The sequence below is a fragment of the Bacteroides sp. GD17 genome (genome assembly GCF_038448625.1).
In the GTDB taxonomy this organism is placed as follows: Bacteria; Bacteroidota; Bacteroidia; order Bacteroidales; family Bacteroidaceae; genus Bacteroides.
In genome coordinates, this window is sequence record NZ_JBCEZS010000025.1 from 1 (window position 1) to 17,346 (window position 17,346).

General features: G+C 41.9%; 15 protein-coding genes and 1 pseudogene. 5 read left to right on the plus strand and 11 right to left on the minus strand.

What is annotated here, in order from left to right; genetic code table 11:
• Positions 1-116: 116 nt before the first annotated feature.
• The 4 genes and pseudogenes from AAE250_RS22745 to AAE250_RS22760 all read left to right on the plus strand — a co-directional run bounded on the left by AAE250_RS22745 (position 117) and on the right by AAE250_RS22760 (position 2,602).
• Positions 117-602, plus strand: coding sequence for an HU family DNA-binding protein (locus AAE250_RS22745; protein WP_342289449.1), 486 nt, complete (start codon positions 117-119; stop codon positions 600-602).
• Positions 603-630: 28 nt separating this feature from the next.
• Complete coding sequence (locus AAE250_RS22750; RefSeq protein ID WP_294602379.1) at positions 631-747, plus strand: smalltalk protein; 117 nt, start codon at positions 631-633, stop codon at positions 745-747.
• A gap of 52 nt (positions 748-799) precedes the next feature.
• Positions 800-970: pseudogene (locus AAE250_RS22755) on the plus strand (N-acetylmuramoyl-L-alanine amidase); the annotation flags it as partial.
• Between the two features lie 90 nt (positions 971-1,060).
• On the plus strand, positions 1,061-2,602 hold the full coding sequence (locus AAE250_RS22760) for an ATP-binding protein (RefSeq protein WP_294602380.1): 1,542 nt from the start codon (positions 1,061-1,063) through the stop codon (positions 2,600-2,602).
• Between the two features lie 398 nt (positions 2,603-3,000).
• Here the strand turns inward: AAE250_RS22760 and AAE250_RS22765 are convergent, their stop codons facing one another.
• The 11 genes from AAE250_RS22765 to AAE250_RS22815 all read right to left on the minus strand — a co-directional run bounded on the left by AAE250_RS22765 (position 3,001) and on the right by AAE250_RS22815 (position 15,936).
• Positions 3,001-4,617, minus strand: a complete 1,617-nt coding sequence (locus tag AAE250_RS22765) for a phosphoethanolamine transferase (protein ID WP_294602384.1) — start codon at positions 4,615-4,617, stop codon at positions 3,001-3,003.
• Between the two features lie 10 nt (positions 4,618-4,627).
• The gene (locus AAE250_RS22770) at positions 4,628-5,497 is read right to left on the minus strand and encodes a glycosyltransferase family 2 protein (RefSeq protein ID WP_294602386.1); all 870 of its coding nucleotides are present in this window, start codon (positions 5,495-5,497) and stop codon (positions 4,628-4,630) included.
• Between the two features lie 17 nt (positions 5,498-5,514).
• The gene (locus tag AAE250_RS22775; RefSeq protein ID WP_294602387.1) at positions 5,515-6,366 is read right to left on the minus strand and encodes a glycosyltransferase family 2 protein; all 852 of its coding nucleotides are present in this window, start codon (positions 6,364-6,366) and stop codon (positions 5,515-5,517) included.
• Entirely contained in the window at positions 6,363-7,535 is a 1,173-nt protein-coding gene (locus AAE250_RS22780; protein WP_294602389.1) for a glycosyltransferase family 4 protein, read from the minus strand. Before AAE250_RS22780 ends, AAE250_RS22775 begins: the two co-directional genes overlap by 4 nt.
• 22 nt (positions 7,536-7,557) lie before the next feature.
• The gene (locus tag AAE250_RS22785) at positions 7,558-8,994 is read right to left on the minus strand and encodes a lipopolysaccharide biosynthesis protein (protein WP_294602392.1); all 1,437 of its coding nucleotides are present in this window, start codon (positions 8,992-8,994) and stop codon (positions 7,558-7,560) included.
• Positions 8,995-9,031: 37 nt separating this feature from the next.
• Positions 9,032-10,174 carry a glycosyltransferase family 4 protein gene (locus AAE250_RS22790; protein ID WP_294602394.1) on the minus strand — a complete coding sequence of 381 codons (1,143 nt, stop codon included), beginning with the start codon at positions 10,172-10,174 and terminating at the stop codon, positions 9,032-9,034.
• A 33-nt stretch (positions 10,175-10,207) separates the two neighbouring features.
• Positions 10,208-10,405 carry a hypothetical protein gene (locus tag AAE250_RS22795; protein WP_294602395.1) on the minus strand — a complete coding sequence of 66 codons (198 nt, stop codon included), beginning with the start codon at positions 10,403-10,405 and terminating at the stop codon, positions 10,208-10,210.
• Between the two features lie 88 nt (positions 10,406-10,493).
• The gene (locus AAE250_RS22800) at positions 10,494-12,395 is read right to left on the minus strand and encodes an asparagine synthase-related protein (RefSeq protein WP_294602396.1); all 1,902 of its coding nucleotides are present in this window, start codon (positions 12,393-12,395) and stop codon (positions 10,494-10,496) included.
• A gap of 27 nt (positions 12,396-12,422) precedes the next feature.
• Complete coding sequence (locus AAE250_RS22805; RefSeq protein WP_294602397.1) at positions 12,423-13,595, minus strand: glycosyltransferase; 1,173 nt, start codon at positions 13,593-13,595, stop codon at positions 12,423-12,425.
• Between the two features lie 618 nt (positions 13,596-14,213).
• The gene (locus AAE250_RS22810; protein ID WP_294602398.1) at positions 14,214-14,882 is read right to left on the minus strand and encodes a bifunctional 4-hydroxy-2-oxoglutarate aldolase/2-dehydro-3-deoxy-phosphogluconate aldolase; all 669 of its coding nucleotides are present in this window, start codon (positions 14,880-14,882) and stop codon (positions 14,214-14,216) included.
• Between the two features lie 28 nt (positions 14,883-14,910).
• Entirely contained in the window at positions 14,911-15,936 is a 1,026-nt protein-coding gene (locus AAE250_RS22815; protein WP_294602399.1) for a sugar kinase, read from the minus strand.
• A 279-nt stretch (positions 15,937-16,215) separates the two neighbouring features.
• Here AAE250_RS22815 and AAE250_RS22820 point away from each other — a divergent pair, with 279 nt between their 5' ends.
• Entirely contained in the window at positions 16,216-17,271 is a 1,056-nt protein-coding gene (locus tag AAE250_RS22820) for a LacI family DNA-binding transcriptional regulator (RefSeq protein ID WP_294602400.1), read from the plus strand.
• The last annotated feature ends 75 nt before the right edge of the window (positions 17,272-17,346 follow it).

Genomic DNA, 17,346 nt, shown 5'->3' on the forward strand with positions numbered 1-17,346 from the left:
CGGAACCGTCCGGAAGTGACAAACGTCTGTAGACGCGGTGTTATCTTTGCATTGTTGAGCTCAACTCCGTGAATGTTTAATTTTTAATTGTTTAATTATTTAATTTATTTCAAACTATGATTCGTTACAAAAAGTATCAAGTGACGGGCGAAAACAGCCCGCTGAAAGGACTCTGGTATGCACGTCCCGTGATTGAAGACACTTACGACACCGAGAAACTGGCCAAACACATGTCCAACCACAACACGCCCTACTCGGCCGGTGTCATCAAGGGAGTGTTGGCGGACATGATTTCCTGCATCAAGGAACTGATCCTGGACAGCAAGAATGTGAAGCTGGACGATCTTGCCATCTTCTCCGTAGGCATCGTCAGCAAGAAAGGTGCAGCATCGGCTGCCGAGTTTTCACTGGCCAACAACGTAAAGGGGTTGAAGCTCCGAGCCCGTGCCACGGGTGAACTGAGCAATGCCCAGATTAATCTGGAAGGCCAGTTGAAAGAGTCCTCCACTTACACCGTAGGAGAAAAAACTCCCGGAAGTGGCTCAGGAGGCAGCAGCTCCGGCGGCAGCGACGGTGATCAGGGAGAAAACCCATTGGGATAAAAACTTAAAACCTAAACTTTAAAATCTTATGAGTATAAAATCAACAACCTGGGACAAAGTATTGAAAGTGATTATCGCCGTAGCTTCGGCCGTGCTGGGTGCACTCAGTGCACACGCCATGACGGCATATCCTTTCAATTTTTAATTTTTAATTCTTAATTTAAGATGCGTTTTATCAATCTGATTGTGATACATTGCAGCGCCACTCACTCCGCGTCCTGGTCCGCGCTTTGCTGATGGATTATCCGGATGCAAAAGTTGTAGGACATCGCGACCTGAGTCCGGATCGGAACGGAAATGGAGAAATGGAGCCGATGGAATGGACGAAACAATGTCCGTGCTTTGAGGTGAGGAAGGAAAGGTGGTAATTAAGGAATGAGGTGGCAAAGCTTTTTTGCCACCTCATTTTTTATTCCTACTTTTTTTACTAACTTCGCAACAGATTAAAGTTCTATCGTATGAAATACCCTATCGGAATACAGAGTTTTGAGAAAATTCGCCTGGGCGGATACGCCTATGTGGACAAAACTGCCTTAATTTACCAATTAGCAAATACGAACAGCTATTACTTTCTGAGTCGCCCACGAAGATTCGGAAAAAGTTTACTCATCAGCACCTTGGAAGCCTACTTCAACGGGCAGCAGGAACTGTTCAAGGGACTGGAGATGGAACAACTTGAAAAGGAATGGACGAAACATCCGGTGCTGCACTTGGATCTGAATACGGGTAAATATGACGAAAAGAACAGTCTTATTGATGTACTGAACGATACCCTTTGCCAATGGGAAGACATCTATGGAACAGCTCCGAGCGAGGTCACCCCCGAACTACGGTTCAAAGGAATCATCCGCCGCGCCTACGAACAGACTGGCCAGCGCGTGGCTATCCTCGTGGACGAATACGACAAACCCATGCTCCAGGTCATAGGTAACGATGAGTTACAGAACGAATACCGCAACACGCTCAAAGCCTTCTACTCCGTAATGAAGACACAGGACAGATATATCCGTTTCGGATTCCTGACGGGAGTGACAAAATTCGGGAAGGTCAGCGTATTCAGCGACTTGAACAACCTGATAGATCTTTCAATGGACCGACAGTTCCAGACTATTTGCGGAATGACTGACGAAGAAATACACACTTATTTTGAAGAACCACTCCACGAAATGGCGGAGAACTACGGCATCAGTTACGAGGAAGCCTGCCAACGGCTGAAAGAACGTTACGACGGCTATCACTTCCGCCAGAACGGAACAGATATGTACAATCCCTTCAGCCTGCTGAACACCTTCCGTTCCAAAGAGTTCGGTAACTACTGGTTTGAGACCGGTACTCCTACTTACCTCGTAAAATTACTGAAAGACAACAATTTCTGCCTGCCTGACCTTACGAGCGAAGGAGTTACCGCAAAAACGCTTACCGATGTGGAATCGTTTAAAGATAACCCTGTTGCAGTGATTTACCAAAGCGGGTATCTTACGATAAAAGGGTATGACGAAGAATTCGATATATATCATTTGGGATTTCCCAACAAGGAAGTGGCTGAGGGATTCATCAAGTACCTGGTTCCCTACTACATCCCTCTAAAAGACAGTGAATCTATCTATTTTGTATCAAATTTCATAGCGGATGTACGCAAAGGCAATCCCGAACAATTCATGACACGCCTTTCTACTATGTTCTCCGATACGGATTACAAGATTGTGGGTGATGCTGAATTGTATTTTCAGAATGCCTTCTTTATCATAATGCGCATGATGGGATTTTACACCAAAGTAGAACGTCCCACCAGTGAAAGCCGCATGGATATGGTGATAGAAACCAAGGACTACGTTTACATCATAGAGTTCAAACTGGATGGTACACCCGAAGAGGCGCTACAACAGATAGAAGACAAAGGATATGCAAAACCGTTCGCAATGGATGAACGTAAACTGTATCGCATAGGGGTAAACTTCTCTTTGAAAAAGAGGGGGATAGACGGATGGAAGATTGAGTGACAGATAAAAACAGCAATGCCACTCACTCGCATTCCGGTTCATGCTATGCTGATAGATTATCCGGATAAAAAGTCGTGAGGCATCGGGATCTTCCTCAGCCCCTTATATTCAAGAAAAAAAATTCATACATTTTAGATACAAATCTAAACATTCTATTTAAAATATTCTACAGCTTATCCATAAAAAATCATTTCATAAAAAAGGAAATACCACAAAAGATAAGGAGCAAATGATTCATCTTTCGCGAAACATCCTCATCTTATCAATGTATTATTACAATTTCACTTCTTTACATACTTTTCCACTGCTACTGTCATCACATTTTCAGCCTTGCATTTGTTCAGCTCTGCAAGAATATGTACATATTATAAAGTTCAATCTGACGTCATAGAACTTGTCTAATTCCCTGAATAAAATAAACTTTCTGTATATTGATATTGTTCTGTTTCTATACCGCAAACATCCATTACTGTATGAATAAAATTAGCAGTATTGAACGATTGCAAGACCTTACTTCTAATTCTTTCTGATAGTAACAAATGATTTTCTCTAAAAGAATCAGAAGTCCATATCCAAAATGGTATTTCTCGCATTGGCGCACTTGGATTATCCAAACTATGCCCACACATATTACGCGTATCATACACTTCTTCACCATGATCCGGGAAGCAAAATACAATCGCATCCTTTTTTATCAGTCGTTTAATGACTTCCTCACAAACAAAATCATTGTATAAAACAGAGTTATCATATTCAGAGATGGTCCGCTTAATCTCTACACCTGCTTCCTTTTCAATATCATCAATGCCAAACCGATTAAATTCCGATGGGTATCTATTTGTATAACGACGATGTGAACCCATAAGATGAAGACAAATAAATTTCTTAGGATCCTTTTTATCTAAATGCTTTTCTAACAACGGTAACAAATCACCATCAAAATACCCATACCGTTCTTCAGAAGCATGCCTCTGATGAGCAAATTCCACAACAGAAGATGTAGAAGCAATTCCTGCTGTCGAATTATTATCCCCAATTGTGAAACTATCTTGATTGGATAACCAACAAGTATAATATCCTGCTGCTTTCATTACAGCAGGCAATGTATGATAATAATACCAAGATTTATCGGACTTATCGGAGTAGAAGGTCATAATTTGCCTAATAGCTTCAGAGGTTACAGTACGAGGAGTACAAACATTGTCAAAACGATATGATTCTCCGTTCTTCATACGCCTATTCAGATAAGGCGTAGTAAGAAGCTGATAACCATAAGCATTCATATGCCATTTTGACAATGACTCACCTAAAATAATCACAACATAAGGAACATCTGATTTATTTCTCGTAACAATCGGTGGATCTTGCAACACCATTTTTTTATACTTTTTGTATTCTATCCGGTCATTAAGAGCCGTTTTAGAAGAATGCCAAAGACGCTCCATTCCTGTCAACATCTGATAAGAAGTCATATGGCGAACTTGAGTGACATAATAAGTAAGGCCTATATATGATATTAGAATTGCAATACACATAGACCACAAAACACTTTTTTTCTTAAAAAATGCAGGCAATGGCATATTATATATCTTTCTCCGATAATGAAAAACAAGTATACTCAAAACAATAATAAAAAATAGCATTCCCCATGTTTTAGCATTGAAATAAGATGCAAAAAACTCAGAAGCTTCAGAATGATTTGTTTCTAATATAACCATCACAACTGAAGGAGTTAACAACGTATAGAAATTCAGTAACAGAAAGCATTCTACAACTAATAATATCCACATAATCCCAATCAAAAAAGGAGAAATTCCTATCTTAAAATATTTGCGAACATATTTAACTATCAGCGTAAGGAACAAAGAAACCCCCATTCCATTAATAAGTGCTGCTCCCAAACGTATAGGGATCATTAAAGCAATTTCATTACTCAGATTATATAAAAAAGCTGCTGATATATTCAAGATCAGCAAAAGAAAGAATAATATTAACTCAGGAAAAGTTTGCTTCATTTTTATTTGATTATAGTTTCTTAAAAAGTCCTGCAAAAGTGCCTCGCAATGCTGCCAAAAATAAATCCCAACGACGTTTCAGCAAATATATAAACGCCATTTTAGGCAAAACCACTAACAGTAAATAGGAGCATGCCAGTAACTTACGTCCTCCATTACAATTACGTCTCGCGTAAATGACGCGTGATCGATTCAAATAATATTCCCTCTTCGGAGTTTTCCGAGGAATACTCACACTCTCTTTATGATACACCTTTGAACGAGGCTCATAAAACAACTTATAACCGGCTGCACGTATCCTACGACTCCAATCAAATTCCTCATAGAAAAGAAAATAGATTTCGGTCATACGTCCCACTCGCTCTATCACATCACGCCGCAACATCATGGCACCTCCATGCAACACTTCTGTCTCCTTGGACTTCATATACTCCACCATCTTGGACGGATTAAAAGGCTTCTTGGTATGCCTCAAAGTAATAGGAGTCATTTCTGTGTATCCATAATACTGTATTTCTTCCGGATGATAATAAAAAAAGATGCAAGGTGATACCCCACCTATTTTGCTATCAGTTAAACTTTCTACTAAAGGATGCAATATAGGTTCTTTTATCACCATATCATTGTTCAAAAATAGTATGAAGTTTCCCTTAGCATAATCATAACCAAGATTATTCCCACCAGCAAACCCCAAATTACGCTCTGCGCACACTACCTTAACATCTGGATGAAGAGTCCTTATACGCTCAACATCCTCTCCCACAGAGGCATTATCAACGACAATCACTTCATAAGGATACGTTTCATACAATTTTAGAGACGCAATCAATTCACAAGTGTCCTGCCAGCCATTATAATTTATAGTGATGATAGAAACCATATTCTTTCTAATAAAACTTATTTAACTAAATTATGTTCTTCATCTTTATATTCCTTAGCCGAAGTAAACAGCGTAAACATTTTCGACAGGACCTGCCGCACACGCATCCTAAAACGTTTCCAAAGCATTCCGTCACCCATTGTTCCATATCCAGTGATAGCTCGCACTTTGTGATGCCGCAAGAAAGCAATTCGACCATACCGACGCAACCCGAAAGCCAGCATCCCATCCTCTCCCCGAATAATGTCACATCGAATGCCTACATTACGGGCTTCCTCCGTACGATAAGCAAATACAAGTCCACGAACAGACAACTCTGGTCTTTTCCATGACTGCAAACGTAAATATATGTCACGAACACATTCGTAAATGTAAAGTTCAACTTTCGACTGTCTTTCATTGGAGAAATAGCTCCACGTACCACATACTCCCACCACTTCAGAGTTATGTTCCATAATATCAATTATCCGATCAACATATTCAGGAGGATAAAGAGTGTCTGCATCAATGTTTACATGATATTTTCCATGTGCATGCGCCAGACCACATGAACGGGCATACCCGCAACTATGTTGCAACTCAATATAATAAGGTATGCCAGAAGCACGAAACACATCCCTTGTTCTGTCTTTGGAGTCATTGTCCACACCGATAATTTCTATCGGATAACGAGTATTCAATTCGCTCAATGCCCATAAACAAGCCAACAAATGTTTTTCCTCATTATAAGCTATAACAGAAACCGTAACCAAAGGATGTTCACTCTGCAACTTTGCTAAATTCACACGGACTTCTGACACAATATCCGCATAAGCAACCTCATCATAAGGCTTCTCATAAACCTGCATATACTTTTCATACCAACTCATGTACATTTCTCCTTTCCATTCTTCTTTAACAACTCATCAAACAACTTCATCCACAATGTCCCAACAGACATCATATCATAATTCAACGCCTTCTTACGGGCGTTTCGTCCCAATGCTTGACGCATATTTTCATTTTCTATCAACTCGTTTATTCGGCTTGCCAATGCTGAAATATTCCCATCCTCAACCAAGTATCCATCCACCCCATCTGAAATGACATCACGGGGTCCGCAATGACAAGCAAACGCCACTACAGGCAATCCGCAGGCCATGGCTTCAATGAGCACCATAGAAAGCCCTTCAAAACGAGAACTCAACACAAAAATAGAACTTTCTCTCATTTTTTGGTCAATATCGGATACCGTCCCCTCCAAAAAGCAACTGTCTTGCAAACACAAAGCAGTAATCTGCCGTTCCAATTGTGTACGCATTGCCCCATCTCCATAAATCTTCAACTGCCAGTCTGGATGTCTATCCGCAACCAACTGCCATGCATTTATCAGCCGATCAAACCCTTTCTGAGAAACATATCGCCCTACAGCGATAACTTGCTTTGCCGTACACTCCGACTGCTCTTCCGGAAAAAAAGAGGACGGGTTGGGAATTACCATCACATTTTCCAGTTCAGGCCAATAGGCCGCATCTTCATGCGTCAGTACCACAAACCTAGAAAGTTTTTTCAATTCATGTATCAAAGCAGCCATCCAACGACGCTGTATGAAACAGTAAAGAAAATACGGCATCCAAGGAGCACTAAAATGCCGATAATGAAGACGGTCGAAGTGAATTTCACCTATTTTCACGCTACCGTCAGTCATGCGGTTTATTATGTTTATGTCACGACGCAGCAGAGAAACTGTGATGTCTGGCTTTATCCGGTGTAGACAAGCATCCAGTTCCTTCCGGAAAACCCGCATTTTTTTCCGATACAACCATACCCTGCGCACAAATGGATAATGATAAGGTTCCTCAAAATCAATATCCAGTTGATGCACTTTTATCGAAGTTTCTAGCGGAAAAGCAGGTGACTTATCACCGCCATCAGTAACAATGATATGTACCTCGTAGCCATGTCTTGCCAAGAAATTAGCCTTCATAGTCAAGACACGTTCCATACCACTTGGATAATAGAGTGCAGGTATGCAATAGGCGATTTTCACTTTTTTCATAACATTTTATTTAATTTCCTGCTCAATATCCCGAATCTTTTCTAAGGAATGAACGCAAAAGTTTATATTCTTGAAATTTTAACAGCCAAGTGGTCAGTACATAAAAAGCCACCCCACAAATCAACCCTAACACCAACTTAGCAGCAACCGACGATACCAAAGATGCTACCATATAGACGATCCCTCCCATACATATAGCTAATAACATCGAAGGCGCTAATATACGTATTTGAGCCTTATATCCTATGCCAGTCAATCTTCTGGAATAAGCCACAATTACGATCATATCTACAGCTGAATATACCAACACACCCCAACAAACAGCTTTTATTCCAAAAGGAATGGTAGAAAAAAGAATTAATACGGCCAAAATCTTTTTAATGATTTCCGACTGCATATGATAGTCACTTCTTCCTTTAGCATCCAATACCGAAACATTGGCCTGCATAATTGGAAGCCACATAAAAGCCAAGCTAAGCACTTGCAAAAATGACGCTGCCGATAACCATTTTTCTGTGAGAAGCAATTGAATGACAGGCGTAGAAAGTACAGCAAGTCCTATCATTAATGGGAATAAAAGAAAACCCGATACCCGTAAATAAGTTATAAATATCTCGTTGAACTTATCGTCATTATCTTGATAACGGCATTGTATGGGGTATAAAACTTTCTGAACAACATTTCCGAAATTTTGCACAGGAAATTGTCCCAATGTATAAGCACGGTTGAAAAAACCCAATGTAGCCGCATTGAAACATTTTCCAACCACCAACGAGTACATATTCGTATAAAGCGTATGAAGCAGATTAGAAAAAAGCAATCGTGATCCGAAAGAGAAAAGAGACCGAAAAGAAGTCAAAGAAAACTCCCATGCAGGCCGCCATCTGGCAGAATGCCACAAGATGACAGTCCATGTGAGATTGCCTATCAAATTCTGAAATACTAATGTCCAGACTCCATATCCATGACAAGCCATCCAAACTCCAATACTACCACCAACAACAACCGACAACAATGTAGCTATTGCTAATTTCTTGAAATCAAGTGCAATCATCAGGCGAGTCATTTGGATAGTTCCCAAAGAACTGGTTATCAATCCCAAGCCAAAGACACGAGTCACTTTTACCAATGCTGGTTGATTATAAAAATCAGCAATAAATGGAGCTGAAACAAATAAAAGTAGATAAATGAAAACAGCAGCTGCAATATTAAAATAGAACATAGTGTTGTAATCTAGTTCCGTCCGATTTTTTTTCTGAATCAATGCATTGCAAAAGCCACTGTCAACCATTGTCTGAGCAATTGCCATAAATATACCAAGCATGGCTATGAGACCATAATCATCGGGAGAGAGAAGGCGAGCTATCACAATAGTAAGCACGAACTGTATCCCCTGAGAAGAGAAACGTTCTATCGCATTCCACATGACCCCTTTAGCCGCTTGATTCTTTATTGACATATTTCTCCTTCTACTTACTGACTATTTAAATAATACTTTATATCAATCGTTTAAACAGGATATCCCATTGCTGCATTATATTCTCTTTAGAGTAACGCAGAATATTCTTTCGTGCTTTTGCTCCCATCTGTTTTCGCTTCTGTTCATCTTCTATTAAACAGCATATCGCCTCAGAAAGCTTTTCGATATTTCCATTTTCTACCAAAATACCATCTTCTCCATTTTTTATAATCTCAGAAGGCCCACTCGGGCAGTCAAAAGAAATACACGGCAAACCACAACTCATAGCTTCTATCAATACTAAACCAAATCCTTCAAACCGAGAACTCATCACATAAATAGAATGCTCAAAATACTTATCATAAATATCAGGTGTTGCTGGATTCAATATAAATGAGGAAGCCAGTCCATATTTCTCTATCATACTCTGCAATGAAGATTTAAGAGGTCCATCACCATAAATATGCATTTGCCAATCTGGATGCTTAGGAGCGACTAAATTCCATGCCTGAATAAGAAGGTCATATCCCTTTTGATCATCGTATCGTCCCGCACTAATAAGATATTTATTTGTTAATTCAGCCGCATCTGCTGGATATAAAGTTAAAACATTAGGTATAGCAACAGTTTGAATCGTATTTTCCCATTTTTTTCGATCTTGCTCAGTCAAAGTGACTAAAATATCAAATTTCTTTATATGATGTACCATATACCAATCATAGAAATATGTTGCAACCTTAAAAGGGGAAAAACTTGCAAAATCGGCACTTTTTAATAAAGCACTCTTTGCAATATGAGCTTCCAAAAGATGTTTACTATTTCCTGGTGCTCTGATAATAAGGTCAAGAATCTGAAAAGAATAATTTGTAGAAATTATAATATCAGGATTTATTCTGCGAACTTCTTCATAAAATTTTTGTCTAAAATCGTTTCTCATTTTCCTATATATCCAAAAACGCTTGGGAAAAGAATAACGACTCTTTGTATAAAATAAGACTCCCAAATCCTTATATTTAATGCGAGGAGATAAAGGATATGACAAAGGATTTACACCTTGCTCATAAGTAATTAAGTATATATCGTACCCTAACTGATCTGCCAAGTAATTCATCTTGTCAGTCAGAACGCGCTCCATACCAGCCAGTAGAGCTATTGATTTATATACATACAATATTTTCATATATAGTTTCTCCTACCCTATCAATATGTTCTTTCAGAGCTCATTTTCGATATTCGCGTACACAACCACATCAAAAATATATCCATACGTATGAACCAGCCCCGACTGCAACAAATCGTCATCAGGAGTAGCTTTGACAACTTCTATAGCGCAAGTCAGGCGCTTAAAAGCCTTTTCGTAATTCTGAAAACGCTGCTTCCAACGGATATCTTGATTATTTGTTTCAATCATTTGTCTTCTTTCTTTAAAGATTTCAACTCAACGATATCACAAATATAACATTTTTGTTTCAGAAAAAGGTTATATACATTCGCTTATTTCAGAACTTCACCTCCTGCTCCTCCACAAACTCTTCCCACCACACCACAAGCGTCAGCAAATTGAAGTATTGCAATGCCTTGTTCTGCTTATGCCAGAACCAGCCACCCGTTTGCCCTGCATCACGGTCATATTCCGTAAGAAACCTCTCCACTGCATCGCGGCGAAGATAATCATCGGTAATGCCGGAAGAAAGAATGAACTCCTTGAAACGGGCGCGTTGCAACGGATCGCGGAAAAACAACGGCATAGGAGCAAAACCACCTTGCTTCTTCTTGGATGTGATAGCCTCCGGGAGCAATGGCTTATAGTGATACTTCAGCAAATATTTGGAAACAGAGCGACCTCGTGCAATATCCCATACACTGTCTCCCTTGCACTTCAGACTGACGGGCAGCTCTTGCAGAAAATTGTAAAGCTCCAGATCCATGAAGGGAAACGTCAAATTATTGCCAAACATCTGCGCCATGCGGGAAGCCTTGAAGAGAATGATACGATTAATCACAATCTCCAGATCGGAAAGAAGCGCATGCTGCGTATAAAGATTTTCAAAACTGCGAGTATCGATTTTAGGAGAAACAGCCGGCTCAAAATCTGCCTCCGGATTTTGAAGAAATCCGCGTAAAGCTGAATCGGAAAAGCCAAAACGCTCACCTTCCATGATATGGAGTACCTTATCCAGATGGAAATTGATGCGGGAGAGTTTGCCACCGGTATCAAAAGTTCTATGCTGCAGCAAACGATTTATGCCGCGCATCAATGGACGTACACCAGCACGGGCAGCCAAATAATGCAATGCCACCTCGCGACCGGAAGTACCGAAGTACTGGTCGCTGCCGTCGCCACCTAAAATAACTTCGGGTTTGTCGTCACCTATCATGCGCATGGCACAGTAGTTCACCATAAGTCCTCCTTCTACAAAGGGTTCACCCAAGAAGCGCACTATATCGGGCAAAGCATTGATTTCCGTACCATCGATCTCGTACTCATGATGACGGGTATGGAAAGTTTCGGACATCAACCGCGCCATAGGAAGTTCGGTCCAGGTATCTCCCTTGAAGCCAACCGAATATGAGTCTATTTCGCCGTCATAGATACTGCGTAAGGCGGCAAGGTTGGAGCCCGAATCGTAACCGCCGCTCAAAAGAATACCTACCCGGCGGCTGTCTCCGATACGACGGCGGATAGCCCGGGCATGCAACTCGCCATAGCGCCTGGAGCAAGCTTCGATATCAGGATGCTTATCAATGCTTTTTTGAGGGTCATAACAAAATATGCTGTCGCGCTTAAGACAATAGAGATCATCTTTCACCGTTTCATACAAATCGGGATCATGTTCCTTCAACGTTTCCAAAGAAAAAGAGAGATCGATCGGTATCTTAAACTTTAAGGCATCCACGACAGGCTTTATATATCCTGCTTCTGTAAGCATATAGAATTTTTCACCGGCATTCAACACATGTACATCGGCCATAGCACTACGCCCCTCTTTCAATATTCCACGTTGAAGAAATGCGCTTAATGAAACGGGATTGTAGCTGAACGCCTCTTCGGACTGCTCTTCCAAGAATTTCCAGGAAGTGGAGAAATAACCGTCGAGCGTACAATAGATGGGATAATGCGTACCATGATGATCGCGAGCTATACCGCACTCATTCTCCGAATAGTAGACAATGGTAAACGAACCGTCCAAGCGGGAAAAGCCGTAAAGCGAATCGGACAGATAAGCGTCAGCCGCCAATTTAGCATTACTATCTTCCGGACTGGCTTCCAATGTATCCCGATTATATAAAGTTCCGTAAAAGAATAACCGCAGGTTGTAACTCTCAAAGGAAGATTCAGGCTCCTCGCCTTCCACACAAGCTGTACGCCAGTCTTCCAAGGTGATCTTTCCGTATATCATTCGTTTTTTCTATATGATTCTAAATTGTTACTCTCCCGTCACCCCATGCTGCGTATGTATGAACTTCTTATTCGCCCCGCGCAACTTGAAAACGTTGGCAGCCATCAGCAGGAAGGTGTACGGCAATTTCTGAAGAGACATAGCCAGCCGGCTGGTACAGAACCTTTTGGGAACGGCTACAAGCAGTGCTACGGCAAGTAATATCAAAAGCAGCCACCACTTTAAACCGCAAGTCCAGCTGTAAATAGTGAAAAGCACAGAGAAGAGGAAGGTGAAACCCATCAGCAGCAGGCGCGGAATGGAAACTTGCTGGAAAAGTTTGTCGCAAAAGTCCCAGTTACGGTCGGCAATAGCTTTCCAAAGGTACTTGGCAAACATCTGGCAATAGTGCCACTGCGCCGAAAGCCAACGGCGACGCTGACGGGAAAAATCTCCGGTATTCTGGATCTTTTCATCGAAGACAAAGGTTTCGGGCAGATAATAGAAACGCTTGCCACGATAGAGCAAGGTCAGTTCAAGTTCACGGTCGAAACCGCCTACTGCCTTGATATCCGCCATCGTATCGCGGAACAAATCGTAATGGAATGCCATGCCGGAACCGATAAGGGCAGCAGACATACCCAACTTAGCATGCCCCAAACGGAAAATGGTGTTATTGATTTCTTCGCTGATAGCATCGAGCAACGCCATATCGTTATTCAGGTTCTTGGCAATGCGATGGGTCTGTATCACTTCGACCTCCGGATTGGCAAAGAGCGCATTGAGGTCGTTCAGATAGTCGTATGGGATAACGTTGTCTGCGTCGAGCACCACGGCGATATCATAATCGTTACCGATAGCAGCCATGGCGGCATTCAGGGATTTGGACTTGGTGCTCTCTTCGAAATGGACTTCCACCAGACGGATGGGCAATGCGGCAAGGGAAGCATTTGTTTCGGGTTGCATACGGTCGGAAATGACAACGACGTCGAAACAGTCGACGGGGTACTCCAGATCGAGACACGAATGTACGCACTCGTGTATGACGGCGTCTTCACGATAAGCAGGGATAAGGATGGCAAAACGCTTATGTTCCTTTGCCGGTGGTGACAACGGCAAATCGCGCCGACGTGATGCCAGACTATAGACCAGGAGATACAATATGTTTATCGCAAACAGTATGTATAAAAGCCAATCGAGTATATTTAGTATGTATTCCAAAACTTGCGCTGTTTAAGCTTTTTAATTTTATGCTTATTTTTAATGGATGTCCGAGACAAAGATACAAAAAAGATGTAGAGTTTGAACAAAATATATAAAAAAGTGAGATATAGAAAATAAAAAAACGAGCAAGCTCTCACGAACCCCTCGCCCCTGTAAGAAAAGCCAAAAAGGCTTTTCTTTTAATTGCATCAAATGTTGTTACCTAAAAATCAATCTTTCTTTTTACCTAAAAAACAAACTTCAATTACCTAATCTGAAAACGTCTTAATTACAACTTTTACCTTACCTAATTTACCTATTTTTAATCCAAACATTTAGCTTATGAAAAAAATTAAAATCCAATCCTTTTACCTAATAACTAATAACTTTATGTCTTGAAAACTATCTTATTACTTAAAATCCAAATGCAGTTTCCCAACTGCACTGCAAAGGTAAGAGTTTCTTTCGTGCGCGCAAACAGTTGGGCGTTTTTTCATGTGTTTTATAACATAGTTTTAGAGATGAAGGGTAGTCTTTACACTTATAAACACTTTAGACTAAAAAAACAAACCACCGAAACGCCGAAACGCCTCGATGGTTGTCCCCTTTAAACACCTTTAAACAAAATGAATTTCTTTATTTTCTTGCTTCGGCAATATAGCCCAGCGCTTCTTTACATTTTTCTGTAACATAGTTCCAATCTTCTGCAGCAACCTTATCGCCGGGGAAGAGTTTGGAACCCATACCTACACAGAATACGCCGGCTTTAATCCAGGAAGTAAGGTTCTCCTGAGTCGGTTCTACTCCACCGGTCACCATCAATTTAGACCAGGGCATCGGAGCCAGCAGACCTTTCACGAGTTTTGCACCCAGCACATCACCCGGGAAAATCTTGCAAAGGTCGCAACCTACTTCTTGTGCAAAGCCTACTTCGGAAACGCTTCCGCATCCCGGAGTGTAAGCAACCAGACGACGATTACAGATCTTGGCAATCTCGGGATTGAACAACGGGCCGACAATGAAGCATGCACCCAGTTGCAGGTACAGTGCTGCCGTTGCAGGATCGACGATAGAGCCTACACCCATAGCCATCTCAGGGCATTCTTTGGCGGCGAACTTCACCACTTCTGCAAAGACTTCGTGAGCGAAATCGCCACGGTTGGTAAATTCGAATGCACGAACACCACCTTCATAACAAGCCTTTACTACTTTCTTCGCTACTTCTGCATCTTTATGGTAGAAGACAGGTACCATTCCGGTAGAGCCGATTTTATTTAATACTGCTATTTTGTCAAACTTAGCCATCTTGATTTTCAATTTTAATAATTAATAATTAGCGTTGTACACGACCACTTGCATCGCCACCTGCCAATGCCTCCACTTCTTCAGTAGAAACGAGGTTGAAGTCACCATTGATAGTATGTTTCAAGGCAGAAGCGGCTACTGCGAATTCGAGGGCAGCACCTTGGTTGGGCTTCGTCAGCAGGCCGTGGATGATACCGCCTGAGAAAGAGTCACCGCCACCTACGCGGTCGATGATAGGATTGATATCGTAACGTTTTGATTCGTAGAATTCTTCTCCGTTGTAAATCATTGCTTTCCAACCGTTGTGAGTAGCCGAGAAAGATTCACGCAACGTAGAGATCACATATTTGAAACCGAATTCTTTAGCCATAGCCTTGAAGATACCTTTGTAGCCTTCGGCATCTGTCTTGCCGCCTTCTACGTCAGCATCGGGCTTGAAGCCGAGGCAGAGTTCGGCATCTTCTTCATTGCCGATACATACATCTACAAACTGCATCAGGGGCTTCATGATAGATTGAGCTTTTTCCTTCGTCCAGAGTTTCTTGCGGAAGTTGAGATCGACGGAAACAGTAACGCCGTGACGCTTGGCAGCTTCGCAAGCCAGACGGGTCAGTTCGGCAGCTTTGTCGGAGATAGCGGGAGTGATACCGGACCAGTGGAACCAGTCGGCACCTTCCATAATAGCATCGAAATCGAAATCTGCTGCATCGGCTTCGGCAATAGCAGAGTGTGCACGGTCGTAGATAACCTTGCTGGGACGCATGGAAGCACCGGTTTCAAGATAGTAGATGCCGACACGGTCGCCACCGCGTGCTATGAAATCTGTCTTTACGCCATACTTGCGCAAAGCATTCACTGCCGACTGGCCAATTTCGTGTTTCGGCAATTTGGTTACAAAATAAGCATCATGTCCGTAGTTGGCACAGCTGACAGCTACGTTAGCCTCACCACCACCATATACTACATCAAAAGAATCGGACTGTACGAAACGCGTATTCCCCGGAGTGGACAGTCTCAGCATGATTTCACCTAATGTAACTACTTTCTTTCCCATAATCTTTTTTGTTTTTATTTAATATGAAATTAATTTGTTTCCTTTCAATTTATCATTTAATGGCATAAAACAGCCTTTATCACCTGAAACTATGGAGAGTAAATCAAAAACAAGATTGTTCTTCATAGGCTTCGTGTGCGGGCACAAAGATACAACAATTTTTGAAATACAAAAAATTATCATATATTTGTATCGAAAATATTAAGATTATTATTGTGTTCGCGCACAAGATGCATCGTAAATGAGCCAAATTGTGCCTTTATAAATAGTAAATTGTAAATGGAAAGGGTTAGAATAAAAGACATCGCCAAAATGGCGGATGTATCGGTAGGAACCGTCGACCGTGTGATTCATGGGCGAAGCGGAGTATCTGAATCCAGCCGGAAACGGGTAGAGGAAATCCTGAAGCAGCTGGATTACCAGCCTAATATGTATGCCAGCGCGCTGGCTTCCAACAAGAAGTATGCATTTGCCTGCCTGCTGCCGCTGCATGAGAAAGGTGAGTACTGGACGGACGTGGAGACAGGCATACAGAGTGCGGTGGAAACTTATTCTGATTTCAACGTTGCCGTGCAACTCTCCTACTACGACCCGTATGATTATCATTCGTTCGTGGAAGCTTCGCAGAAGATTCTGGAACTGGAACCGGACGGAGTGATGTTTGCCCCTACCGCCCCGCAATATACCAAATCATTTACAGACGGATTGACGCAGCGCAATATACCTTATATATATATAGACTCTAACATCAAGGAAGAGCCTGCCCTCTCCTTCTTCGGACAAAACTCGCATCAAAGCGGATATTTTGCCGCACGCATGCTGATGTTGCTTGCCGGAGAAGATGCACAGGAGATTGTAATCTTCCGCAAGATAAATGAAGGTATCGTGGGTTCCAATCAGCAGGAACGGCGCGAGATAGGCTTCTGCGAATACATGCAGGAGCATCACCCCTCCTGCCGCATCTGGGAACTGGACCTGCATGCCAAGCGCGACAGCGAGGACACGCAGATGCTGGATGAGTTCTTCCGGGAACATCCGACGGTAAAGAATGGTATCACCTTCAACTCCAAGGCATACATCATCGGGGAGTATCTGCAGAAGAAACAGAAAAATGATTTCAACCTCATGGGGTATGACTTGCTGCAACGGAACGTAGATTGCCTGAAACAAGGGAGCATCTTCTTCCTCATTGCACAGCAGCCTACCCTGCAAGGGTTCGACGGCATCAAGTCGCTATGCGAATACCTCATTCTGAAGAAGGAAGTGGCAAGGGAGAATTTCATGCCGATAGATTTGCTGACAAAAGAGAACATTGAGTTTTATTACAATAAATGATAATTTACCAGCGTAGCGCTGGAGCAAGGTTCCCATTCGGACTACTTGCGTAGCCAAGCCTGAAGGGCTTTGATC